23 protein-coding genes and 3 pseudogenes are annotated in these 21923 nt (G+C 54.6%); 7 read left to right on the top strand and 19 right to left on the bottom strand.

All coding sequences use genetic code 11. The features are described from left to right. The first annotated feature begins 1 nt into the window (after position 1). Together ACQ86N_RS26645 and ACQ86N_RS26640 are read left to right on the top strand one after the other, a co-directional pair. Positions 2-1723 (top strand): SusD/RagB family nutrient-binding outer membrane lipoprotein, encoded by a 1722-nt coding sequence (locus tag ACQ86N_RS26645; protein WP_431209700.1) that lies wholly within the window; start codon positions 2-4, stop codon positions 1721-1723. Between the two features lie 26 nt (positions 1724-1749). Further along, positions 1750-2001 carry a hypothetical protein gene (locus ACQ86N_RS26640; RefSeq protein WP_431209699.1) on the top strand — a complete coding sequence of 84 codons (252 nt, stop codon included), beginning with the start codon at positions 1750-1752 and terminating at the stop codon, positions 1999-2001. Positions 2002-2040: 39 nt separating this feature from the next. Here ACQ86N_RS26640 and ychF read toward each other — a convergent pair whose 3' ends face one another. Further along, positions 2041-3141: a redox-regulated ATPase YchF gene (ychF, locus tag ACQ86N_RS26635; RefSeq protein ID WP_431209698.1), complete on the bottom strand. Its 1101-nt coding sequence runs from the start codon at positions 3139-3141 to the stop codon at positions 2041-2043. 160 nt (positions 3142-3301) lie between these two features. Between ychF and ACQ86N_RS26630 the strand changes: the two genes are divergently transcribed. After that, the gene (locus ACQ86N_RS26630; protein ID WP_431209697.1) at positions 3302-4624 is read left to right on the top strand and encodes a nucleoside recognition domain-containing protein; all 1323 of its coding nucleotides are present in this window, start codon (positions 3302-3304) and stop codon (positions 4622-4624) included. 68 nt (positions 4625-4692) lie between these two features. On the opposite strand, the gene ACQ86N_RS26625 is transcribed toward ACQ86N_RS26630, so the two are convergent. The 7 genes and pseudogenes from ACQ86N_RS26625 to ACQ86N_RS26595 all read right to left on the bottom strand — a co-directional run bounded on the left by ACQ86N_RS26625 (position 4693) and on the right by ACQ86N_RS26595 (position 11175). Next, positions 4693-5079, bottom strand: a complete 387-nt coding sequence (locus ACQ86N_RS26625; RefSeq protein WP_431209696.1) for a T9SS type A sorting domain-containing protein — start codon at positions 5077-5079, stop codon at positions 4693-4695. Next, entirely contained in the window at positions 5049-5408 is a 360-nt protein-coding gene (locus ACQ86N_RS26620) for a hypothetical protein (protein WP_431209695.1), read from the bottom strand. Before ACQ86N_RS26620 ends, ACQ86N_RS26625 begins: the two co-directional genes overlap by 31 nt. Before the next feature lie 365 nt (positions 5409-5773). After that, positions 5774-6271 (bottom strand): hypothetical protein, encoded by a 498-nt coding sequence (locus tag ACQ86N_RS26615; RefSeq protein ID WP_431209694.1) that lies wholly within the window; start codon positions 6269-6271, stop codon positions 5774-5776. Between the two features lie 259 nt (positions 6272-6530). Next, positions 6531-7067, bottom strand: coding sequence for a DeoR/GlpR family DNA-binding transcription regulator (locus ACQ86N_RS26610; RefSeq protein ID WP_431209693.1), 537 nt, complete (start codon positions 7065-7067; stop codon positions 6531-6533). A gap of 97 nt (positions 7068-7164) precedes the next feature. Next, positions 7165-7281: pseudogene (locus tag ACQ86N_RS26605) on the bottom strand (DeoR family transcriptional regulator); the annotation flags it as partial. Between the two features lie 109 nt (positions 7282-7390). Then, the gene (locus tag ACQ86N_RS26600) at positions 7391-9121 is read right to left on the bottom strand and encodes a RagB/SusD family nutrient uptake outer membrane protein (protein WP_431209692.1); all 1731 of its coding nucleotides are present in this window, start codon (positions 9119-9121) and stop codon (positions 7391-7393) included. Positions 9122-9357: 236 nt separating this feature from the next. Beyond that, on the bottom strand, positions 9358-11175 hold the full coding sequence (locus ACQ86N_RS26595) for a TonB-dependent receptor domain-containing protein (RefSeq protein WP_431217609.1): 1818 nt from the start codon (positions 11173-11175) through the stop codon (positions 9358-9360). On the opposite strand from ACQ86N_RS26595, the gene ACQ86N_RS26590 reads away from it, so the two are divergent. After that, the gene (locus tag ACQ86N_RS26590) at positions 11150-11458 is read left to right on the top strand and encodes a hypothetical protein (protein WP_431209691.1); all 309 of its coding nucleotides are present in this window, start codon (positions 11150-11152) and stop codon (positions 11456-11458) included. The two genes, ACQ86N_RS26595 and ACQ86N_RS26590, sit on opposite strands and share 26 nt — an antisense overlap. On the opposite strand, the gene ACQ86N_RS26585 is transcribed toward ACQ86N_RS26590, so the two are convergent. The 11 genes and pseudogenes from ACQ86N_RS26585 to ACQ86N_RS26535 form a co-directional block, all read right to left on the bottom strand. Then, the gene (locus ACQ86N_RS26585; protein WP_431209690.1) at positions 11409-12293 is read right to left on the bottom strand and encodes a TonB-dependent receptor plug domain-containing protein; all 885 of its coding nucleotides are present in this window, start codon (positions 12291-12293) and stop codon (positions 11409-11411) included. The genes ACQ86N_RS26590 and ACQ86N_RS26585 overlap by 50 nt on opposite strands. Before the next feature lie 291 nt (positions 12294-12584). Beyond that, positions 12585-13058, bottom strand: coding sequence for a hypothetical protein (locus tag ACQ86N_RS26580; protein WP_431209689.1), 474 nt, complete (start codon positions 13056-13058; stop codon positions 12585-12587). Between the two features lie 103 nt (positions 13059-13161). Next, positions 13162-14373, bottom strand: coding sequence for a hypothetical protein (locus ACQ86N_RS26575; protein ID WP_431209688.1), 1212 nt, complete (start codon positions 14371-14373; stop codon positions 13162-13164). Positions 14374-14717: 344 nt separating this feature from the next. Continuing rightward, the gene (locus ACQ86N_RS26570; RefSeq protein ID WP_431209687.1) at positions 14718-15251 is read right to left on the bottom strand and encodes a hypothetical protein; all 534 of its coding nucleotides are present in this window, start codon (positions 15249-15251) and stop codon (positions 14718-14720) included. Between the two features lie 27 nt (positions 15252-15278). After that, a pseudogene (locus ACQ86N_RS26565) lies at positions 15279-15428 on the bottom strand (OstA-like protein); the annotation flags it as partial. Between the two features lie 28 nt (positions 15429-15456). Beyond that, a pseudogene (locus ACQ86N_RS26560) lies at positions 15457-15810 on the bottom strand (OstA-like protein); the annotation flags it as partial. Between the two features lie 8 nt (positions 15811-15818). Next, on the bottom strand, positions 15819-16814 hold the full coding sequence (locus ACQ86N_RS26555) for an MlaD family protein (protein WP_431209686.1): 996 nt from the start codon (positions 16812-16814) through the stop codon (positions 15819-15821). Between the two features lie 145 nt (positions 16815-16959). Continuing rightward, positions 16960-17445 (bottom strand): N-acetylmuramoyl-L-alanine amidase family protein, encoded by a 486-nt coding sequence (locus tag ACQ86N_RS26550; protein ID WP_431217608.1) that lies wholly within the window; start codon positions 17443-17445, stop codon positions 16960-16962. Beyond that, positions 17327-17989, bottom strand: coding sequence for an N-acetylmuramoyl-L-alanine amidase (locus ACQ86N_RS26545; protein ID WP_431209685.1), 663 nt, complete (start codon positions 17987-17989; stop codon positions 17327-17329). Before ACQ86N_RS26545 ends, ACQ86N_RS26550 begins: the two co-directional genes overlap by 119 nt. A gap of 37 nt (positions 17990-18026) precedes the next feature. Continuing rightward, entirely contained in the window at positions 18027-18275 is a 249-nt protein-coding gene (locus ACQ86N_RS26540) for an N-acetylmuramoyl-L-alanine amidase (protein ID WP_431209684.1), read from the bottom strand. A 5-nt stretch (positions 18276-18280) separates the two neighbouring features. After that, on the bottom strand, positions 18281-18940 hold the full coding sequence (locus tag ACQ86N_RS26535; RefSeq protein WP_431209683.1) for an N-acetylmuramoyl-L-alanine amidase family protein: 660 nt from the start codon (positions 18938-18940) through the stop codon (positions 18281-18283). A gap of 300 nt (positions 18941-19240) precedes the next feature. On the opposite strand from ACQ86N_RS26535, the gene ACQ86N_RS26530 reads away from it, so the two are divergent. The 3 genes from ACQ86N_RS26530 to ACQ86N_RS26520 are packed head-to-tail and all read left to right on the top strand — an operon-like array spanning position 19241 to position 21844. Beyond that, on the top strand, positions 19241-19768 hold the full coding sequence (locus ACQ86N_RS26530; protein WP_431209682.1) for a hypothetical protein: 528 nt from the start codon (positions 19241-19243) through the stop codon (positions 19766-19768). Next, positions 19710-20621: a putative LPS assembly protein LptD gene (locus tag ACQ86N_RS26525; protein WP_431209681.1), complete on the top strand. Its 912-nt coding sequence runs from the start codon at positions 19710-19712 to the stop codon at positions 20619-20621. The genes ACQ86N_RS26530 and ACQ86N_RS26525 overlap by 59 nt, the downstream gene beginning before the upstream one ends. Continuing rightward, on the top strand, positions 20579-21844 hold the full coding sequence (locus ACQ86N_RS26520) for a putative LPS assembly protein LptD (protein ID WP_431209680.1): 1266 nt from the start codon (positions 20579-20581) through the stop codon (positions 21842-21844). Before ACQ86N_RS26525 ends, ACQ86N_RS26520 begins: the two co-directional genes overlap by 43 nt. The last annotated feature ends 79 nt before the right edge of the window (positions 21845-21923 follow it).

Below are 21923 nucleotides of genomic sequence, written 5' to 3'. Positions count from 1 at the left end.
AATGAAAAATTTAAAATATATCATTTTGGGCGCGGTGCTGGTGATGGGGTCCGCCTCGTGTAAAAAGTGGCTGAATGTCAATACGGACCCGGATAATCCAAACAACCAGAGCGTACAGCTTCAAAACCGGCTGCCGTGGATAGAGCATTTTTACCAGTACACAGCCGGCGTGACCAATTATCGCACTGCCTGTATAGCCGGCGTTTACTACACCAACTCAACCAACCCCAACACGTTCAGCACGACGTGGCAGTGTACTAACGCCAATTCGACTACTTCCTACCAGACCTTTTTTGTGGAAGTCTCTTCGAACCTGGTGGATATGTACAATACAGCCAAACAGCAGGGGGCCTATCATTATATGGCGGCGGCCGATGTATTTACGGCGCTGGGATATATGGAAATGCTGGATCTGTATGGTGAAATGCCTTTCACGCAGGCGGGAACCGGTAATCCGAGTCCCAAGCCCGATGACGGCAAGACTATTTTCAACGGGTGTATGGCAAAACTGAATGAGGCCATCGGATTGTTCGGTCAGGCACAGGCAAGCACGGCGCCTACTTTTGCAGCCGGGGATCTTTGGAGCGGCGGTGATCTCAACAAATGGATAAAAATGTGCTGGGGATTGAAGGCCCGCTACATGCTGAAGCTGTCGAAAAAATCAGATCTGTATAATGCAGACTCTATCCTGTACTGCCTGTCGAAAGGCCCGCAGTCGAATGCCGACAATATCGTCGGTCCGGGTTTCAACAACAGCACCGTCACCGACTACCTGCTTGGAGACCCGGTCGTGACCAACGGCAATTTCGACTATGTAGGTTATGGCAATTCCGTCCGTATTTCCCAGTACTACTATAACCTGCTGACCAATATGCGCGGCGCCGGCGTGGTGGATCCCCGCATGTCCAAGATCGTACCATCCTATATGTCCGGGATCAAGCTGGATGGCAATGGTAAAGTGTCGTCGTTTACCTGGCTTCGTTCGCAGGGGGTGGATCAGTATGGCGCATCGGCCAGGCTGTTGAAAGGGGGGCCTACTTCTATTCAAACGCCGACCTATGCCACCACGAATACCAATATCAAGTATACTATTGCCGATGCGACGGACCGTGCCAATTTCATTGCTGCCGTGACTGCGTCCGGGCGGACGTTTACGACCAGCGGGAATGATGTAACGGTCACCTATAATGCTGGTTCGATCTTTATCAACAGTACCAACTATGTGTACGCCGGAGATACCGCGTATGTCAATATGCGCAGCAGTGCGATTGCCACTTCCGGTATATTGGCGCAGGGGGCGACGGATGTCAGCTGGTACCCTTCGACGGCAGCTTTTAATGCCGGTGCGGTGGCTTCGACCGGTTCGTATCAGGTGCGACCTGTTTCGGATCAGGAGATACTGACCTACCACGAGATGAATTTCATAAAGGCGGAAGTGTATATGAGAAAGGGGGATCAGGCAAATGCTTACACAGCGTATCTGGCGGCTATCCAGGCGCACCTGGATATGATGCAGGCGAAGCTGACCCAGTGGAAGGCCGCGAATTATACGGCTACCAATCCGGATATGGCCCCTATGAATCAGAGCGATATCACTGCGTATCTGGCCAGTGGCGCCGTTGCGCAGGGTGCGGGTGCGCTGACCATGTCGGATATCATGCTGCAGAAATATATTGCCATGGGTTGCAGCCTCGGAAAACTGGAACGATATGCGCCGTTTTAATTTCAGTGCAGGGAATGTAAGTGGTTATGGTACGGTATATCCGGGGTATAAGCGTGGTCCGTTGTTTACGGGTCAGGCACAGCTCGACGGGTGCTACCGCGACGGACCCCAGGTATTGGATCCGCCGCTATGCGCTGCCTCCGACCTATGAGATCAATTATAATTCCGTGAATACACTTGCGTTGAATCCGCATGCTACGGATGTGAATATCTGGAGTATGCCGGTGTGGTGGGATTGTGCAACGGATGATGAGTATAATGGGTACCTTAAGAAATAGGGATGAAAAAACCCCGCCGGCCGGCGGGGTTTTTTTATGTTAAACGTTGAAGCGGAAGTGCATGACGTCGCCGTCTTTGACGAGGTATTCCTTGCCTTCGATGCGGAGTTTGCCGGCATCGCGGGCGGCGGCTTCGGAGCCGAACTGGACATAGTCTTTGTAGGCGATGACTTCGGCTTTGATGAAGCCTTTTTCAAAATCGGTGTGGATGACGCTGGCGGCCTGTGGGGCTTTCCAGCCGTCCTGGATGGTCCATGCGCGGACTTCCTGTACGCCGGCTGTGAAATAGGTGGTCAGGTTGAGTAGTTTGTAGACGGCGCGAATCAGCTTGTTCAGGGCTGGTTCGGTCATTTTGTATTCTTCCATGAAGAGTTCGCGGTCGGCGGGGTCTTCCATTTCGGAGATCTGGGCCTCGATCGAGTTGTTCATGACGATGACCTGTGCGTTCTCGCCGGCGACGGCGGCCTTGAGGGCTTCGGAGTATTTATTTCCGGTGTGCATGGAGGCTTCGTCGACGTTGGCGACGTAGAGGACGGGTTTCTCTGTGAGGAGGAAGAGGTCGGCGACGGCCGTGCGTTCTTCTTTGGAGAGGTTGAGTTCGCGGATGCTTTTACCCTGTTCGAGGTGGTCTTTGCACCTTTTGAGTACTTCGTATTCGGCCTTTACTTTAGGGTCGGCGGTTTTCAGCATTTTTTCGGTGCGGCTGAATTTCTTCTCGACGCTTTCGAGGTCTTTCAGCTGGAGTTCGGTATCGATGATCTCCTTGTCGCCGACGGGGTTGATGGCGCCTTCGTCGCGGAGGATGTTCTCGTCTTCGAAGCAGCGGATAACGTGGACGATGGCGTCGACCTCGCGGATGTTGGCGAGGAATTTATTGCCGAGGCCTTCGCCTTTGCTGGCGCCTTTTACGAGGCCGGCGATGTCTACGATGCCTACCTGGGTGGGGACGATGCGTTCGGGTTTGACCAGGGTCGCGAGTTTGTCCAGTCTTTCGTCGGGTACGTCGACGAGCCCGGTGTTGGGTTCGATGGTACAGAAACGGTAGTTGCTGGCCTGGGCCTTGGCGCTATTGCTGACGGCATTGAATAGGGTGGATTTTCCGACGTTGGGGAGACCTACGATGCCTGCTTGTAAAGCCATGAGAATAATTTTTAAGCCGCCACAGGCGGCTTGTCCGAAGGACAGTTAATTAATGTTTTGCCGGGAATGGGCCAGATTTTTGAAAAAGCCCATTCCCGGCACATTTTGAGGCGGCAAAATTAGGCAATTATCGCTAATTTCCGGGGTGTAAATATAGACTATGGCTTTAAGTAGGATCTGGGCGGCTTTTATATTGATTTCCATTGCGGTAGCGGGGGTCAAGTATGCTTTTATTCCGGCGGATAGGGAAATTTTTGCGCAGATGGTGACGGGGAAGGCGGGGGACTCGGTAGGGGTTGTGATGCCGGTGGTGGGAGTAAAGCCCGTGGTGGTGAAGCAGGAGGCGGATGGGTTGCTGGGTACGGCTTCGACGGCGGTGACCCTTTCGCTGGGGTTGGTTGGGGTGATGGCGCTGTTTATGGGTTTGGTGAGTATTGCGGAAGCGGCCGGGGGTATGCGGTGGCTCGCGAGGGTGACGGGGCCTTTTTTCAGTAAGCTATTTCCCGAGGTGCCGAAGGGGCATCCGGCGATGGGGCATATGGTGATGAATTTTTCGGCGAATCTGCTGGGGCTGGACAATGCGGCGACGCCGTTTGCGCTGAAGGCGATGGAGAGTCTGCAGGAGATCAATCCCGACAAGACGAAGGCTTCGAACAGTCAGATCATGTTCCTTTGTCTGCATGCCTCGGGTCTGCAGGTGATACCGATCAGCGTGATTGCGCTGCGGGCGACGATGGGTGCGGCCGATCCGACGGATATTTTTGTGCCGATCGTGATCGCCACTTTTATAACGACGGTGGCTTCGATGAGTATCGTGGCGGCCTGGCAGCGGATCAATCTTTTTCAGCCGGCTGTGTTTGTGTGGGTGGGAGGGATCTCGCTGGTGATCGCGGGGCTGGTGGTCTATCTGCATAGTCTGAGTTCGGAGCATGTGCAGGCTTTTTCGAGGGCGTTGAGCGGGGGGCTGATCCTGCTGATCTTTTTTATCATCGTGGGGGTGGCGCTGGCGCGGAAGGTGAATATATTCGATGCGTTTGTGCAGGGGGCGAAGGGCGGGTTCGAGACGGCGGTACGTATCATTCCCTACCTGGTGGGGATGCTGGCGGCGATAAGTCTGCTGAGGACGAGCGGGACGTTTGGGGCGATCATGGAGGGGATCCGGTATATTTTTACGGCGATGGGTGCGGATACCCGATTCGTGGACGGGTTGCCGACGGCGCTGATCAAGCCGCTGACGGCGGCGGGGGCGAGGGGTATGCTGGTGAGCACGATGTCGGTGCACGGTCCTGCGTCTTTTGCGGCCCGGCTTTCGGGGATCATGCAGGGGGCGTCCGATTCTACTTTTTATATTGTGGCGGTATATTTTGGGGCTGTGGGGATACGTAATACCCGGTATGCAATTGGGGCGATGTTGCTGGCGGATCTGGTGAGTTTGCTCAGCTCGATCTTTCTCTGCTATTTGTTTTTTGGGGCCACCCGGTGATTTATTGGTACCTCCAGAAATGAAAAGCCCCGCCGGAGCGGGCACTGGAACGGTCGTCGCCGGTTCAGTTAGTTGATCTTGTTCAATTGCTTGCTGATCCGGTTGATTCCGTCAGAGATGTGCAGGGTATAAATGTCGTTGGGGAGGTTGCCGATATTGATGGACGCGGATTGGGTCCCGGCCGGGTACTGAAGCACTTTCTTGACTGCTCCCATTTTATCCACGATCCGGATCTCGCGGATCTCTTTGATCTGGCTGGTTGGGGATGCTTTTTTGTTGATCTGTTTCAGATCGATCCTGACCTGGCCGGGAGAGGGGTTTGGATAAATGTTGAGGTTGCTGGCGGCCGCCGCGCTGGAAGGCGCAAAACAGCCTGGGACGTATTCGCTGTACAGATCACTTTCCCCGCATGGGGATACCGCTTTTACGGAGACCGGGATTCCCCGGTCCACCATAAAGTTCCGGTATTGGTAGATTCCACGTCTGCCAGGAAGCCGTCCAAGTACCAATAGTAAGTGGCGCCCTGTATAAAGGGGGCGGTGACATTCATGCCGGTGCCTGTAGAGCCTTCATAGGTGTAGCATGAGGGATTCCAGGAGAATGGGGAGCCCCATGTCATGGTAGTTAGGGTAACCCTGGTTGCGCCGGTTCCGGCGCCACCGTCGGGATAATTTGCCGTTGCGTCCACGTCCAGCGTAAGATTATTAGGATTATTGAATGTAACGGCGACGGTAGTGCTGGTGGTCGTTAGAGTAGAGGCGCCACCTGCGGCGTCAAATCCCACTCCGTCAAAGGGGGTTCCGAGGGGATAGGAGATCAGTTTGTACGTATAGTTGACAGCGCCGGGGACGGGGTTGATGGTGAACGTCCGGCTGGCGGGCGTGCTGTTGGAATACTGGCATACCTGGGTAAAGCCACCGGAGGGGTCTGAGAATGACGGAGCAGGGTGGGAACGCGAGACTCCGATATAGTAGGATGTTGAAAAGCCGCACGCCGTTACTGATGAAGTAGCGTAGAGAGTTCCCTGCAGTATAGTCGTCCAGGTGAAAGGTCACGTTATTGCCATTATTTGAAATGGCAGTTTGTGTCCAGCCCGATGGGGGCTGCCAGGTGGTAGTATAGGTGTTGGGAGCCGGAGTATACAGAAAGTTATTCGATGAGCCGGTGGCAACTGACCAGGAAGCGTCGCGGGCCAGCGCGTCGACGACGGCGGGGCCGTTGATCAGGAGGTTCAGGGGTTTGCCCAGAAGGAGGAATTCGCCTGAGGCGTAGGGAGACGACGTACCGCCGCCTGGCGTTCTTGTAGATGACTTTGCAGACGATCTTTGTGTTTTCTGCGGTGACCAGCATTGGCGTTTCACCGTATGGGTTACTGCCTGCGTCGTAGGAAACCTGCGTTGTAGTTTTTACAAGGGTGTTGTTCGCGTACCAGTCGAATTCCTTGACACCGGTATATCCGGAAGGGAAGGTAAAGGTGATGCGAAATTCGAAACCTGTACAGGGATTGGAGGGAAGGATATTGCCGGGGGTGTCTTCCCAGTAGTCACCGGAGCCGCCGGATCGGAGGACGGCGAGTTTTTCGGCGTTGGCAAATACGGTCAGTCTGGCCAAAAAAAGGCCTGCGATCAGAAGTAATCGTTTTTTCATGATAGAAGTTTAATGGTGAGCTGGCTTGCGCCAAAATGTATTCGGAAGATAACTCAAATAACGTATATCCCTGCGGGTTAATTAAAAATTAACCCAGTTTTCGGCTAGGCATAAACGAAAGCCCCGCCGGAGCGGGGCCTTTCCTCATGTGAACTCATAGAATCCTTAACCAGGTCGAAAGTAGCTAAAAACTGCAAAAAAACGCAAATATTCGAAAAAATGCATGGAAAAAGCCCCGCGGTTTGGCGGGGCCTTTTGGTTATATAACCTGGATACCTTTTTTGCGGTAGGGTTCCAGGAGCGGGTCGTCCGGGTCGAGTTCGGTGATCAGGATGTCGATCTCTTCGACGGGGAAGACGTGGAAGGGTTGGCAGGTGTTGATCTTTTCTGCGATGGAAAGGCAGACGACCTTTTGGGCAGATTCGATCATTGCGCGCTTGACCTGTACGACGTCCCAGTCGTTGTCGGTGATACCGTGTTCGGCATCGATGGCGTTGACGCCGAGGAAGCAGAGGTCGGATTTTATCTGTCTGATCTTGGTGATCGCGTCGCCTCCGACGGTGATTTTCGAGTTTTTGGAGACCTTGTCCCCGATGACGATGACGTCGATATTGGGGTGATAGGTGTATTCCATTATCACGGGGATGCTGCCGGAGATGAAGGTGGCCTTTAGCGCTGCGGGCAGGGCTTTGGCCAGTTCGATCAGGGTGGTGCCGCCGGTGGTCGTGACGAACATGTCCTGCTGGATCAGCGGGATGGCTTTCCTGGCGATGAGCTTTTTTCTGCGCGTGAGCATAGACGTTCCTGGAAGGGGCGTGAAAGTCATTGAATGACAGGGAGAGGGCTCCCCCGTGTACTTTGATGATCTTCCCGCCGTCTGCCAGTTCCTGCAAATCCCGTCTTACCGTGTCTTCCGATACGCTGAGGTCTGTGCTGAGGTTAGCAGAGAGTACCTGGTTGTGAAGGTTGACCTGGTGAAGGATATATGCCTGTCTTTCCTGTTTTAACATAAGCGATTTCTCGTTGCTTGCGGTCCCAAAATAGTAAAAAGGACCAATATTGGTTAGCGTTTTGCCGGGGACGCGCCATATTTAACGAAAGGCGCGTCCCCCGCATCTATTACCAGCCGGGATTTTGCATGGTGGTCTGGATACTGCCAGGATACAGCAAGATCTGGTTTGTTGGTATCGGTGACAGGTAGTTCTTTGGGTCAACGAAGTTGCGGACCGTGGCTGCTGCGTAGGGCGTAATATAGCCAGCGGAGTTGAGGAGCACCTTCGGATTGCCGGGAACTTTTGCGCCGAGCCAGGAATCGGGGTTTGCAGTGCTGCTAAAGTACGAGCCTTTCTTCCAGCGCATCAGGTCCTGGTAGCGGAAGCCGTCCATCATCAGCTCGACTCGTCTTTCGCGCCGGATCTCCCAAATCGTCGATGATACGTCGGCGTCTTTTTTGGGGTCGGCGTTGGTGGGATCCCGCAGGTATGCGATGGTGAGCGGGGCGACTTTGCCGCGTGCGCGCAGCTTGTTAATGGTGGCGTCGAGGTCGGCCTGGGTCAGCGTGTATTTGCCCATGTCCTGGAGTTCGGCTGCGGCCTCGGCATAGTTGAGATACACTTCTGCCAGCCAGAACAGGGGGGCATCGGAGGTGTTCGTGTTAATCTGTGTGGGATAACTCTTGATCTTGTTGGTATCTGGCAGGAATTTGATGGGGCGGTAGCCGGTGCTGGATGACAAGGAGTTGTAAGCCGCGCCGGCGTAGGCGTAGTGGTTTGTATCGATCGTGATGCCCATCCGGAGGTCGCGGTTGCTCTTTACGTTGCTGAGGGTAGCGTCGCCCTGATAGAGAGCAGACAGCGTGATGGGTTTACCGTCGGTACACAGGTACGATTCAACGGCGGACTTCGAAGGGCCGTTGATGATAGAGGTGCTGTAGAGGTAGGCGATCAAGCTGTGCATGAGGACGCCGGCGTCATAGCGTTTGTACAGCAGCATCTCCGACTTGTCGGCGCCCAGGTCTTCGCTATTGTAGGCGGTCTGGTAGCTGGGGGCGAGGGTATAGGTACCAGCAGTGATCAGAGTGTTAGCGGCGTCTTTTGCGGCCTGCAGGTACTGGTCGGCGTTGGGCATGTTCAGTTCGGTGTGGTACTTCCGGTACGTGCCTTCCCAGAGGCAGACGCGGGCTTTGAGGGCGAGGGCGACGTCGCGGTTGACCGTATTGGGCTGGTCGACGGCGCGAAGGTTAGCTACGGCGAAGTTGAGGTCGGCCGGGACGCTGTCCATGACCAGTTGGTGGGTGTCGCGGGGTTTATAGACATTAATGCTATCGCTGATCTCGATGCCATGTCCATAGAAGGGAACGCCGCCGTATTCCTGTACGAGCTTGAAATAGGTATATGCGCGGAAGAAGTGCGCAATGCCTTTCCAGTGGGCTTTGGCGGCGGCATCCATGGTCGCGAGGTCGACCCTGTCGAGCATGATGTTGGCCTTACGGATGTACCCGAAAGAAAGTAGCGTGTACGTCGGTACGTTGGACGATGAAAGTACGGTGGTATTGAATGTCCAGTCGGTGGAGTTGGCCGGCGCGGTTGCGGGGAACGTAGTGAAACCCGACGGTGTCTGGTCGTCGCTGAGCGTAGGGTAATAGAAATCGCCGTTGGTGCCTGAGCCATTGCCGTAGCCGGGGAACTCATTGTAGAATTCCCAGTTGTAGGTGCGGACGCTGTTCTCGGTCTTCCAGAAAGTCGGGTCCGAGAGCGTGTCGGGGTTATTGACGTCGATGTATTTCTTGCATGCCGTGCCCATGGTGAGCAGTATGAGGGCGGCCGGCAGATATCTTGTTATGCGTTTCATTTGTTTGAGTTTGTAGTTAGTGACTTAGAAGGACAGCTGCATGCCGAAAGAGTAGCTTTTGTCGAAAGGATACACGCGGCCTGTTGCTGCGCCTGACACCGATGCGTCAGTCAGCTCGGGATCTATCGGCGCGCCGACATGGGAGGAGGTCCAGATGTTCTGACCGCTGAAGTAGAAGCGCAGCTTTGTGATGCCTGCCTGTTCGAGCCTTCTGTTGGTTACCGAGTAGCCGACGGTCAGGTTTTGAGGCGGAGGTAGGCCATATTCAACAGGTATTTTGTCTGGGGGTAGAAATTGTTGGAGCCTGCATAGAGACCCGCGACGCTGCCGCCCGTGTTGCCGGGGTAGGGGTTGGGGTATTTTGCATTGGTATGAGTGGGCGTCCAGTAGTCAAGCTGGTTCTTGTAGAGGACGTCGATACTCTGCCACAGGGGATAGACGGTCTGGCCCGATCCCCACCAGTCGCGTTTGCCAACACCCTGGAAGAAGGCGTCGATGTCGATGCCTTTCCAGCTGGCTCCCAGGCGAAAGTTGTAAGTATAGCGTGGCTGGTTGTTGCCAATGATCTTGAGATCGCCGTGGTCGGAGACCGTAGCCTTGCCGCCGTTGATCTTGCCGTCGTGGTTGAGGTCTTTGTATTTGACGTCACCGGGGCCGTAGTGGAAGTTGCCTGTGGGCGCGAGGGCCGACTGGTCCTGGGAGCGTACATCGGTGCTATCGGCGAAGTAGCCCTGGGTTTCGAAGCCCCATATTTCTCCGTAGGTCTTGCCCTGGTAGTTCTGTTTGTAGTCGATCGCCATATTGGGGTTGCTCCATTTGGTGAAGATCGCCTTATAGTCGGCGAGGCCGATGGAGCCATAAAGCATCAGGTCTTTTCCGACGCGATAGTTGGCGTCGATGCTGATCTCATAGCCGCGGGTGCGCATGTTGCCGGCGTTGATAAAGGGACCGGTCACGCCGTAGGTGGCAGGCACGGTAGTTGGCTGGATCATGCCTTTGTTGTCGCGCTGGTACCAGTCAAAGTTGAAGCCGATATGGTTGTCGAAGAGTCGGCCGTCGACACCGAAGTCGAGGGTAGATATTCTCTCCCATTGGAGGGAATTGGCGATCGACCCGGGTTGCAGGATACTCTGCGCCTGCGTGCCGCTGCTGGTCACCCAGGTGGCGGGAACGCCGTTCATGATCGGCAGGTACATGTTCGAGCCGTTGGTATTGACGTCCTGGTTGCCGAGTTCGCCGTAGGAACCGCGGACCTTTAGGTCGGAGAGGACGGGCTTGAAGCGCTGCATGAAGTCTTCCTCGCTGATGCGGTAACCTGCCGACAGCGAGCCGAAGAAGGCCCAGCGGTCTTCCTGTGGAAAAAGGTTGCTGCCGTCATAGCGGCCGTTTAGCTCGAGGAGGTATTTATCCTTGTAGTCGTAGTTGATCCTTCCGAAATAGCCAGCAAACGCTCTTTTGCCATGGCCGAAGTTGCTTCCGCCGTTGGGCACGCCCGAGGAGGTAGAGCCGCCGGTTTGCGTGCCGGTAGCGAGACCCAGTTCGGGTTGTGTGGGGTCGAGCAGGCTCAGCTTGTTCGCATAGAATTCGACGTTCTCGTCTTTTTCTGCATTGACGCCTGCGATGAATTTCAGATGGTGATCCTGAAAGAGGCTCGGGGTATAGGTAAAATAGCCGTTGAAGGCATCGACCAGGTTTCTGCCGGAAGTATATTGAACAAAATCCGCGGATGTAGAAGCAATATTGGCCAGCTGCACGGGGCCGGGGTCCAGAAATCCCAGTGCCTGCACTGGTCCGCCGCCTTCGTGACGGAGGAGGTTGTCGCGACCGATGGTGTAGTCGGCGCGGAAGCTGAGGTTTTTCAGGATCTTGACGGTAGCGCCGAGGTCGACCCTGGAGTAGTTGCTGGAGAGGTTGGATTTGCTCGCCTGTGAGAGATAGGCTGAGTTGGTGCGGAAGTATTTGCCCTGATAGGTGCCATAGGGGAAGTAGGAGCCCCAGCGCCAGAAGTAGTACCCAGTAGTCCTGGTATTGGTAGGGGTAGTCGTACTGGAAATTGCGGAACATGGTCTTGACGTTGAGGTCGAGCCAGGGAGTGACGTTGGCGTTGACCGATGCCGTTATATTGTATTTTTTTACGTCGTCGGGGTTGAGCTTGAAGATGCCGCCGTCATAGCTGTAGCCGCCGGAGACGTAGTAATTGATCTTGTCGCTGCCGCCGGATACGCTGAGGTTGTGTTGCTGGGAGAAGGTGTAGTTGTTCAGCATTTCCTTTTTGGGGTCCCATACCTTATAGAAATAGACGGTGCCGCCTACCTGGTCCCAGTCCTCGGCCTTTGATCATCTCGTGGCCGGTGTTGGTCTTGGCATAGGTGTTCTTCCAGTTGATGATGCCCTGGCGGAGGGTGAGCATGTCCATGCCGAAGGTATTCGGGTTGGGCGTTCCGCTGCGGACGCCGGCCTTGTTGAGGCCTGCGAGTTCGTCTACGGGATCGGCGAAGTCGGCGAGTACGGTGGGGGTATTGCCGGAGAAGTAGTCGCTATAGGTGATAACGGGCTTTTGGTTTTTGCGGCCTGTCTTTGTCTTGATGAGTACGACGCCGAATGCGGCGCGGGCGCCGTAGATGGAAGCCGATGCGGCGTCTTTCAGGACGGAGACGGATTCGATGTCGTTGGGGTTAATGATGGAGAGGTCGTCGGTCTGTACGTTGTCGACGATGATCAGCGGGCGGCTGGCGCCGTTGATGGAGCCGATGCCGCGGATCTTGATGTCGGCGGCTGCGGTGAGGCTGCCGCTACCGTACTGGATGGTGAGACCGGGGACGATGCCCTGGAGGGCCTTTGTGGGATCGTTGATCGGCTTGCTGCCGAAGGTCTTTGTGACGTCGACGGTAGCGACGGCGCCGGTGAGGTCGGCTTTTTTCTGTGTACCGTAGCCGACTACGACGACCTGGTCGAGGGCTTTATCGGATGTTTCCAGTTCTACCTGATAGATCACGGCGTCGGTGACGGCTATTGTTTGGGGTTTGTAGCCGACAGCGGAAATGGTGAAAGATTTGGCTCCGTTGGATTGGAGGGAGAAGGCGCCGGTGAGGTCGGTTGTTGTGCCTTTGCGGCTGTTGGGAAGGGAGATGCTGGCGCCGCCGAGGGGGGCGTGGTTGGTTTTGTCGTGCACCTCGCCTTTGATGAGCTGTCCGGAAAGAAGTGCTGGTGAGCCAGCACAATAGTCCGGACAGGAGAAGAACTTTAGGATTTCTCATAACTTGTCAATTTTTGTTTTTCCAGCCAAGAGTTTTTATGGTGAATCGGTATAAAACAGGATTCAGTGCGGTTTTTTGCAGGGATGACTGGACGTTTTGGCTAACGACCGCCAATTTAAGTTAAATAACTGCAAAAAAACGCAAACTATGGCTGAAAAAAGCAAAAAAATGCAGATGTGAGGGGTGTGGTGCTGGTTTGTGCGGGTTTATTTGACCGGGGTGCGGCCGAATGTGTAGCGGATGGAGACGGCGAAAGCGCCGGGGACGAAATTAATGTCGGGGAGGATGTCGAGTTCGGGTTTCCAGTCGAGGGAGAGGTTGACGGGGGCGTTTGGGAATTTGTAGTCCATGCCGACGATGCCGGTAGGGCCCAGCCAGGTCTTGCCGTCCTGGAAGCCGACGCAGCCGCCGCCGCCGTAGAACCAGTTGAGGGAGGGAGTAGCGCCGATAAGCTGGTGTCTTTCGTACAGTGCGCCCAGGCCGAAGCGGGTGCCCCAGCCGATGAGGCCCTCGACGGCGTTGGTTTCGTCGAGGAAGTATTTTATGCTAACGGAGTTGCTGAGGGTAGGAGGGGAGGTGCTGAGGCGGAGGCCCATCGCCAGCTTGTAGTCCTGCGCAGACACATGATCGTACAGGCCGCTGAGGATCAGCAGCACCAGGCTGAGGGTGATGAATTTCATGTTGGAATTTTTTTGTTAACGCATCGGGTTAGCGCACTATTGGGTTTGCCTTGTTAGGACTTTCTTAAAGCTTGGGATGTTTGAAACGGCACTGGCGGGGCCGTTATTTTAAGATTTCTTTTTGGTTTTTTTCGGGGTCGTTGTTGGGGGAGGGGGCGTCTGGTCCTGCGGGTTTTGCTGTGCCTGCCGGACGGCCTGTTGGCGCTGAAGGGCCTGCTGGGTCTCCCTGACGTTCTTCGGTGTCAGGTTGATCCTCGGGCATTCCGTTGTGGGGTTGGGTGTCGAAGGCGGGTTGTTCTTCGTCTTCGTATGATCTTGGCTTTTTGATGGCCTCGAAGAGTTCTTCTTTGGATTTGGGGCGGCGTTCTTCCTGCCATTTGAAGCCACGGAGGCGCATATCGTCGGGGTTGACGTGTTTGATGGGTATGACGCTGCCTTCGGCGTCGCTGCGGAGAACGACGCGGTTGAGTTCTTTGCCTTTGGACTTGCCGGCGGAGTCGAGTTCGGGTTTTCCGAGGGAGTCGAGTTTGGGTGCGAAGACCATATCGATGATGTCGGCGTGGGCCTTGTTGGTGCCGGTGTAGGCTTTGTTGTCGTCCTTTATATAATATATGGTCTCGGCGTTGCCTTTGGCGCGGATGAAGTCGATGTCTCCGTCCTTGAAATAGCAGTTGATGGTGGTGCCTTTCAGCTGGTTGTAGAAATTGCTGGCCTCCTTGTTGACGGCGAGTGCGTTCTCAAAGACGTATAGCCGGTTGGCCTTTTTGTTCTTCGTGTATACGAACATGGTATCACCCGTTATCTGGTAGTTGCCGCTGCCCCAGGCGATGGGGTTATTGAACAGCCGGAAGAGGCTGTCCTTTGTGGAATAGTAAAGGCTGTCGGCGACTGCCTGGAGGGAGTCGGAGAAGATCCGCACGTGGTGGTAGCCGACGATATAGCGCAGGCTGGTATCTTTAGTGGGGATCAGGGCAAGGGAGTCTTCGTATGTCAATGGCGGCGGTCTTCTGGAGCTGTCCTTTCGGAGGGAGTCAGCGGCGGCGAAGAGGGCCCGCCGGTTGGCGAGCGAGATGCTGTCCTCCCGTCGCTTTCGGTTGGCGCTGTCCAGAATATAGTTGATGGCGCTGTCGGCCATGCCCGATTTTCTCAGGCTGTCGATGTACGCCAGTCGTTTGAGACTGTCGGCGGCTCTGTTTCTCGCGCGGAAATTGGCGATGGTGGTGGCTCGCCGGATGCTGTCGCCTTTTTCCTGTTGTCTTAACTTTTCGTCCTCTTTTGCCTGACGGATGCTGTCTTTGAGGGCGCGCTGCTTCATTTTGACCTCGTATTTGGCGTCGTCAATACTGTCTTTTATAGCTTTGATGCGGGCCTCCTCCTTTTCCTTTGCGAGGCGTTCGAGTTTCTTTTGGTCTTTTTTTGTGAGGGGTTTGGCCGCGGCGCTGTCTTTTGCCTTTTGGGCGGAGTCGGATAGCTTGTGGTGGCCGAGGCTGTCGGCGGCCTTGTTGTAGATGGTATCTCTTGCGTGATAGAGGCTGTCGAGCGCCTTTTTGTTGGTGCTGTCGGCGGGGCCTTCGAGGCTGTCGCTTTTGTCTTTCGATCTTGTGTTCTCGATGCTATCCCTGATAGCTCTGGAGGAGTCCGCGGCTCTTCTCTGGATGGTCAGCAGGTGAAGGCTGTCGGCCTGCTTTTTTCAATGCTGTCGACATATTTGCGGTGGAGGCTGTCGTCGTGGGCGATGCGGCGCTGGTCGATCTCGAAGTCGACGAGGCGGCCGGCGGCGAGGGTGTCGGCGGTTACGTAGATGGAGTCCTTGTCTTGTTTTAGGGCCATGAGGGGTCGCCCGGTGGCAAAGAACCGGTTGTCCTTCTTTCTGTTGACCATCGTGTCGGCGAGGAGGCGGAGACCTTCGGCGGTGTCGATGAGGACGGCGTGGCCGCGCGCTACGCTGATGCCGGTGCTGTCGTCTACCTGTACGTCGTCGCCCGTCAGCTGTTTGGCACCGTCAGTAAGTCTTGGACGTTTGCCGAATTGAGCCCTTTTGGTACGCAGGTCATAGAAGCCTTCTTTTGTCCGGACCGTCCGGTGGGTGCTGTCCTTGAACTGGATGAAGGTTTCGGTTATGAACGTGGAGATCTGGGTCTGGGTGTTGTAGAGCAGGCTGTCGGCGGAGAGGTCGTACTGCGGATCGCGCATGATGACGTTCTGTTTAAAATGAACGTCTTTCGAGTTCTCGAAATAGACGGCCTGGTCGCTGGTGAGGACGGTCTCCTTGTTGACGATCTTTCCACCGTGGTCGTAGGTACCGATCTTGCTGCCGAGGTCGTACTGGAGCTCTTCGGTGGTGAGGGTTCCTTTGCCGTCGGTGAGGATGACGTGTTTCTGGAAGCTGGACGAGCTTCTTGTCCACCTCGTATTTCAGGTAGTCGGAGAATATATTGACCGAGTCGTTGTCGTTGATATGGGCGTGGCCAAAACATTCGATGTAGTTGGCGTGGGGGTTCATGACGAGGCTGTCGCAGTAAATGAGGGTCTTCTCCTGTCTGATCTTTACGTTTCCGATGAGGGTGGTGAGCTCCGTGGTATCGTTGAGTTTCTGAAAACGGTAGCTTTCGGAGTTGAGGATCTCGACGACCTTGATGGAGTCGTTGCCTGGGGTCCTGAACTGGATGCTGTTCTGGGACCGGGCCTGAAAAGAGAGCAGGAAAGTAAAGACGAATAGTCCTATCGCACTGGCCAGTAGCCTGGGTCTCATCTTCGACTTTATTTGTTAACGGGTTTTGACGCGGAGTCTGTAAGAGGGGCCGTCAGCGGACCGCTTTTATCCTTCCGGCCAAATACAGAGACGTTGATGTAGCGTTTGGGGTGGACCCGGAAGTCGTCCAGCAGGATGTTGAGGCTGCGGGTGGAGGCTTCGAGGTTCTGGTAGAGTCGCTTATCGTTCATCAGCATCCCCACGGTGCCGTTGGTACTGTTGAGCTTTGCCAGAAGGCTGTTGAGCTCGGTGACGGAGGCTTTGAGTGCATCTACTGTCTCGGGGATCTTAGCCTGCGACAGTTTGGACGTGGTCGTTTCGACGTTTTCGAGTGTGCGGGTGATGTGGTCGTTATTTTTTGCCAGGTTGGCGGTAAAGGTGTTGACGTTCCTGAGTGACTGGGCCATGGCGCCGGTCTGTGCGTTGAGCAGAATCTCGAGCTGGGCGGAGGATTTGGCGAGGTTGGCCATAACGGAACCCACATTGTTCTTAAAACGGGGGTCGAACATGGTCCCCACTGCCTGGATGAGGGAGTCGAGGGACTGGAGGGTGCCGCCGAGTTTGAGGATGATGGGGTTGACGCTTTCCTGTACCTGTGAGATGAGATTTGCTTTCTTTTTGGTCTGAAGGGTATCGCCGGCGACAAGGAACTGGGGGTCGTCGCCTTTTGCAATGGTTATGGTGGCGGACGAGATGAACCCGGAGTTGATCATGGCGACCGAGTTTTTGGGGATGTGGACGTCTTTTTTGAGGGTGATGGTCACGACGATGCCGCGGGCGAGGTCGACGTCGGATTCGTTGATGGCGGTGACGCTACCGATCGTTAGACCATTGATTTGCACGTTATTGGAGACTTCGACGCCGTCGACGTTGTCGAAAACGGCGTAGAGTTTTTTGGTATGTTGGAAGAGGGCGCTGCCTTTCAGATAATTAAAGCCAAGGATAAGTGCCGCTAGGGCGACGACTGCCATGACACCGATCTTCAGTTCATTAGATATTTTCATCAGGAGTATTTTATGTCCGTTTGAACATCGCAAATGTAGGAAAATTGCTGCCTAAATACTAATAGACAAAAAGTTAAAGCAAGTTTGGTGTGACTCGCTTTAACTTTTCCTGGTAGGCCTTTTGGGCGGTTATTTATGGGTGTTGTTATTGATTAGAGCTATTGGAGACTTTGCTGGGGGGGCCTGCCGGTTCAGGTGCGGGGATCGGGTGGCCTTCGAGGGTGGATTTATACCGGCGGAAGGCGTCCATTATGTTTTTTACCACTTCGTTCTGGCCTTCTTCGCTGTTGAGGTAGTTCTCTTCTTCGACGTTGGAGAGGAATCCGATCTCGACGAGGACGCTGGGCATGCCGGTAGCCTGGAGGACGCGGATACCTTCATCTCTTTGTTTGACCCCTTCGCTGTTGCGGCCGGAGCTGGCGAACTGTTCTTCGACGAGGGAGGCGAAGAGGGCGCTGTTGGCGAAATATCTTTTTCGTAGAGGGCGGCGCGCATCATGGCCTCGGGGGAGATCATATCGAAGGCCGTGCTGTCGGCGTTGGCTTCGCCCGAGCTGTCGGAGATCTCGCCTTCGCCTTCTCCGCGCTGGTTGATGGCGGTACCTTTGAAGCCGCCACGGTCGGCCTTCCAGATGTATGATTCGGTGCCTTTGCGGGCGTGGCTGCCGCGGATGGTCTCGTAGATGGGGACGCGGCGTCTTCTTTGCCTTTTCCGACGTATTTATGGCCGATAATGCGATGGATATAGAAGGGGCCGGCGGGGTGGCCGTCGTTGTTGCAGTGTATGGCTATGAAGAGGTCGCCTTTGGATTTGTTGGCCAGTTCGGCGCGGTAGTTGAGTCCCGAGGCGATGGTGGAGCCTCCGCCTGGCATGACGTCTGTCGTCCGGGTGAAGACCTGTTTGATATCGGGATATTCTTCTTCCAGGGCTTTGCCGAGCTTGATGGAAACGGCGAGGGCTACGGCTGCTTCCTTTGAATAGAGTCCTTTTGTGCCGGTGTCGAAGCCGCCGTGGCCGGGGTCGATGATGACGGTGCGGATGGCGTTCTTCTGGTGGGGACGGGGGCCTTTGGGAGAAGGGTCGCCGGTACCCGGATGGGATGGCGTGCCTACTGCAAAAGAGTTGAAGGCGAGGAGAAGCCCGCCCATGGCTGTAACTAAATTTTGTGTTCTCATTTTCATTCTCTTCCCTATTTCAAGTATTTAGTGTTTTTTACCTCTGTTTTGTTTGCCGCCGTCCAGTTTCGTCCTGTATAGTCTGAAGCCGTTGACGATGTCTTTGACTATTTCGTTCTGGCCTTTTTTGCTGTTCAGGTAGAGTTCTTTCTTCCTTGTTGGTCAGGTATCCGGTCTCTATCAGGACGCTGGGCATTCCCGTTGCCTGAAGGACGCCGATTCCGACCTGACGTTGCACGACGCCTTCGCTGCGTCTGCCGGAACGGGTGAATTCATTCTGTACCAATGTCCCTAATAATGCGCTGTTGGCAAAATATTTTTCTCATAGAGCTGTGCCCGCATCTTTGCTTCGGGCGAGGTCATGTCGAAGGCCGCGTTGTCGGCGCTTGCGTTCTCTCCCAGGCCCTGCCGCTGGTTGATGGCGTCACCTTTGGGCAGGTTTCGGTCGGCTTTCCAGATATAGGTGGCCGTACCTACAGTCGTATTTTTGACCCAGGTGGTGGCGTATACCGGAATCTGTCTCTTTCGTCTTCCTCTGCCAACGGTCTTATAACGTACGAGGCGCCTGACTGCATATTTACCGGGGTCGTGTCCATCTGAATTGCAGTGGATGCATAGGAAAAGGTCGCCGTGTGCCTTGTTGGCCAGTTCGGCCCGGTAGCGAATGCCTTCCGGGAGGGTCGGTTTGTTACCAGGCATGATATCGGTAGTCCGCGTATAGACGATCTTCAAATCCGGGAATGCTTCCTGCAGTGCTTTGCCGAGTCGGAGTGAGATGCTCAGGGCCACATTCTTTTCTTTGGAGATCAACCCATGGGTTCCGGGGTCGAAGCCGCCGTGGCCGGGGTCTATAATAACGGTACGGATCTGGGACTTTGGTGGGGGTGAGAACGACGAAGACCCCATTGTTATTACGCATAAGGCTAACAAGGTGGAGGTCTTTTTCATCATAGTCCTTATATTTTGCCAAATCCGTCAATCTTCACATTATCTTACACCATCATAATGGAGTAATGGCTATTTTTGCCACCACGCATCAGCCCGTATCTATTTGTCTTTTTATAATTTATGAACAATAACGGACGCAAATCTAGCTCAAAATATTTTCCGGCATTGATTTTTACTGCGTTATTCTTCTCAGTAACGCTCAATAGCCCTGCAAATTATAGAGCATTCGGCCGTTTTACCAAAATCCTAACAACTGGGGGCGGCGCGGATTCGGGGGCGGCCCGGGTAGCGGCGGATACTGTTGTGCCTGGTCGCCGGGTAGGGTTGCCCAGGCTGGATACGCCCTACAGGCATTCGGCTTCGGCGGACACTGCCAGGTTTGCGCTGATAAGACAGCAGACGGCTCCGACGTTCGACACGACAGCATTCAAGATCTCGAAGGATACGCTGGAGGCGGCCATCGACTATAAGGCGTCGGACTCGATCGTTTTCATCATCCCTTCCCGGAATATTACACTTTATTCCAAAGCCAATGCCAAGTATAAGGATGCCGATCTGACGGCGGACAAGATCATCTATGACCAGGACCGTAATGTGGTCACAGCTTCCCCTACCCGCGATTCGGCGGGGAATATCATCGCCCAGCCAAAGATGGTCCAGCAGGACAATACGATGAAGTCGGACTCCATTGTCTATAATATCAAGTCCCAGAAGGGGCTTACTATGTCGACTCACGACGCAGTCCGGAGAGATGTATGTCGCCGCGGAGAAAATGAAGAAGATCACCCCCGACGAATATTTTGGATATCGGGGAGTTTTTACCACGTGTAACCTGGATACGCCCCATTTTGCCTTCCGGACCAAGAAGATGAAGATCATTAATAAGAAGTTTGCGATCACGGGTCCGATCCACCCCGAGTTCGAGGGGGTGCCGATCCCTGTCTATCTTCCGTTCGGTATTTTTCCTCTCATTAACGGGAGGCACTCGGGGCTGCTTCCACCACAGTTCACGGCGAATGACCAGGCCGGTCTGGGTCTCGAGGGTCTTGGGTACTATCAGGTGCTGAATGAGTATTTCGATGTGACGCTCCGGACCAATATCTATTCCTATGGGGGGTATAACCTTTATGTGACCCCGACGTACCGGGTCCGGTACCGGTACAGCGGCCAGCTGAACTTTGCGCTGCAGAATACCAGGCTACTGAGCGATGTGGGGAAGGACGCCTATACCAAGTCGAGGACGTTTAGTTTCAACTGGAGCCATACGGTCGACACCAAGGCCCATCCGGGGCAGACCTTTTCGGCCAATGTCAATATCGCCTCCACCAAGTACAACCAGTACCTGCTGAACAACCCGACGGCCAACTATACCAACCAGCTGAGCTCGTCGATCGCTTATTCGAAGACATGGGACGGCAAGTACAACCTGACGGTGGGCGCGAACCACAGCCAGAACAACCAGAGCCGGATCGTCACCGTGAGTCTGCCCAATCTGACGTTTTCCGCGCCGACGATCTATCCCTTCCAGCCGAAGGAGTTCGCCGGGACGCCGAAATGGTATGAGAAATTCGGCGTGGGTTTGAGCAGTACCGTGTCGGGGGAGCCAATTTTTATGACAGCCTGTTCAGCTTTAAGCGGATCGTGGATACCTTCCAGTGGGGGTCGCAGCACAGCATTCCGATAACGCTGGCGCTGCCGGCGCTGGGGCCGCTACAGGTGACGCCGGGTGTGAGTTTTCAGGCGAGGACCTATTCGCAGAAGCTGTTCAGAAGCTACAATCTGGTCAGGAACAGGATCGATACTGTAGGGATCCAGAAAGGTCTGTGGACGGCGGAGGATATGTCTTTCAGTTTGAGTCTTGCGTCGGCCATTTTCGGTACTTTCCAGGGTTTTGGGCGGAACAGCACGCTGATGGGTATCCGACATGTTATCCGGCCAACGATCAGTATCAGCTATAAGCCGGATCTGGCGAAATCTTACTATTATTCTTTGAGGCTGCCGCACGATTCGGCCGACAAATCGGGGGCGCTGAGAACGCAGCGGGTTTCCTATTTCGACGGAACGACCTATGGGGCTTTTGGCGAGGGGACGTTTGGCGGGATGTCGTTCGGGCTGGACAACCATCTCGAGATCAAGGTCCGGTCGAAGACGGATACTTCGGCGGCGGGGGTCAAGAAGATAACGATCATCGACGGATTTGGTTTTAATGGCAGCTATAACTATCTGGCTGATTCCTTCAAACTATCGCCGATAACGTTCTATTTCCGAAGTACGCTGTTCCAGAACATCAATATTACGGGTGGGGCGACGCTGAACCCGTATCAGGTGGATAGTTTTGGGTTCAATATCGACAAGTATGCGTGGGCGGGGAAGAAGTTCTCGCTGGGGCGGATCTCGCAGGGGAATCTGGCAATTTCGACGAGTTTCAAGAGCAAGCCGAAGGACGAGAAGCTGGCGCAGCAGAAGTCGCAGAACCAGCAGAATCAGATACCGCTGACGATGGAGGAGCAGCAGGCTCAGCTGAACTATATCCGGAATAATCCGGGGCAGTTTGCGGACTTCAATATTCCGTGGTCGTTGAATCTGGCGCTGGCGTTTCAGTTCACGAATGCGGAGAAGGCGGACTATACGGGGTTTGCGACAACGGTGACGTCGTCGGTGAACTGGAGTGGGGATTTCAATTTAACGGAGAAGTGGAAGATTGGGTTGAATGGGTTTTATGATTTGAAGATGCAGAAGATGCAGTCGTTGACTGCGTCGATTTCCCGGGATTTGCATTGCTGGCAGATGTCGATCAATGTGACGCCGGTGGGGTATACGCATTTTTTCAATTTTACGATCAGTCCGAAGAGTGGGATATTGCAGGATTTGAGGATTAACAGGACGAAGTATTTTTATAATCAATAGATTTTATTGGGGGGGGCGCGTGCTTAAAGTGTAGTGATGGTTCACGCGTGCGTGTAGCCGCGATTCACATGCTTTTCGG

The sequence above is a fragment of the Puia sp. P3 genome, from assembly GCF_050632245.1.
In the GTDB taxonomy this organism is placed as follows: domain Bacteria; phylum Bacteroidota; class Bacteroidia; order Chitinophagales; family Chitinophagaceae; genus Puia.
This window is presented reverse-complemented; position numbering and strand designations above follow the sequence as displayed.

Excerpts from the sequence above, each read along its gene's own strand:
- ACQ86N_RS26645 (WP_431209700.1), top strand. The coding sequence starts at position 2 with ATGAAAAATTTAAAATATATCATTTTGGGCGCGGTGCTGGTGATGGGG.
- ACQ86N_RS26640 (WP_431209699.1), top strand. The coding sequence starts at position 1,750 with ATGGTACGGTATATCCGGGGTATAAGCGTGGTCCGTTGTTTACGGGTC.
- ychF (WP_431209698.1), bottom strand. The coding sequence starts at position 3,141 with ATGGCTTTACAAGCAGGCATCGTAGGTCTCCCCAACGTCGGAAAATCC.
- ACQ86N_RS26630 (WP_431209697.1), top strand. The coding sequence starts at position 3,302 with ATGGCTTTAAGTAGGATCTGGGCGGCTTTTATATTGATTTCCATTGCG.
- ACQ86N_RS26625 (WP_431209696.1), bottom strand. The coding sequence starts at position 5,079 with ATGGTGGACCGGGGAATCCCGGTCTCCGTAAAAGCGGTATCCCCATGC.
- ACQ86N_RS26615 (WP_431209694.1), bottom strand. The coding sequence starts at position 6,271 with ATGAAAAAACGATTACTTCTGATCGCAGGCCTTTTTTTGGCCAGACTG.
- ACQ86N_RS26610 (WP_431209693.1), bottom strand. The coding sequence starts at position 7,067 with ATGCTCACGCGCAGAAAAAAGCTCATCGCCAGGAAAGCCATCCCGCTG.
- ACQ86N_RS26600 (WP_431209692.1), bottom strand. The coding sequence starts at position 9,121 with ATGAAACGCATAACAAGATATCTGCCGGCCGCCCTCATACTGCTCACC.
- ACQ86N_RS26580 (WP_431209689.1), bottom strand. The coding sequence starts at position 13,058 with ATGAAATTCATCACCCTCAGCCTGGTGCTGCTGATCCTCAGCGGCCTG.
- ACQ86N_RS26575 (WP_431209688.1), bottom strand. The coding sequence starts at position 14,373 with ATGAAGCAGCGCGCCCTCAAAGACAGCATCCGTCAGGCAAAAGAGGAC.
- ACQ86N_RS26570 (WP_431209687.1), bottom strand. The coding sequence starts at position 15,251 with ATGCGCGATCCGCAGTACGACCTCTCCGCCGACAGCCTGCTCTACAAC.
- ACQ86N_RS26555 (WP_431209686.1), bottom strand. The coding sequence starts at position 16,814 with ATGAAAATATCTAATGAACTGAAGATCGGTGTCATGGCAGTCGTCGCC.
- ACQ86N_RS26545 (WP_431209685.1), bottom strand. The coding sequence starts at position 17,989 with ATGAGAACACAAAATTTAGTTACAGCCATGGGCGGGCTTCTCCTCGCC.
- ACQ86N_RS26535 (WP_431209683.1), bottom strand. The coding sequence starts at position 18,940 with ATGATGAAAAAGACCTCCACCTTGTTAGCCTTATGCGTAATAACAATG.
- ACQ86N_RS26525 (WP_431209681.1), top strand. The coding sequence starts at position 19,710 with ATGAAGAAGATCACCCCCGACGAATATTTTGGATATCGGGGAGTTTTT.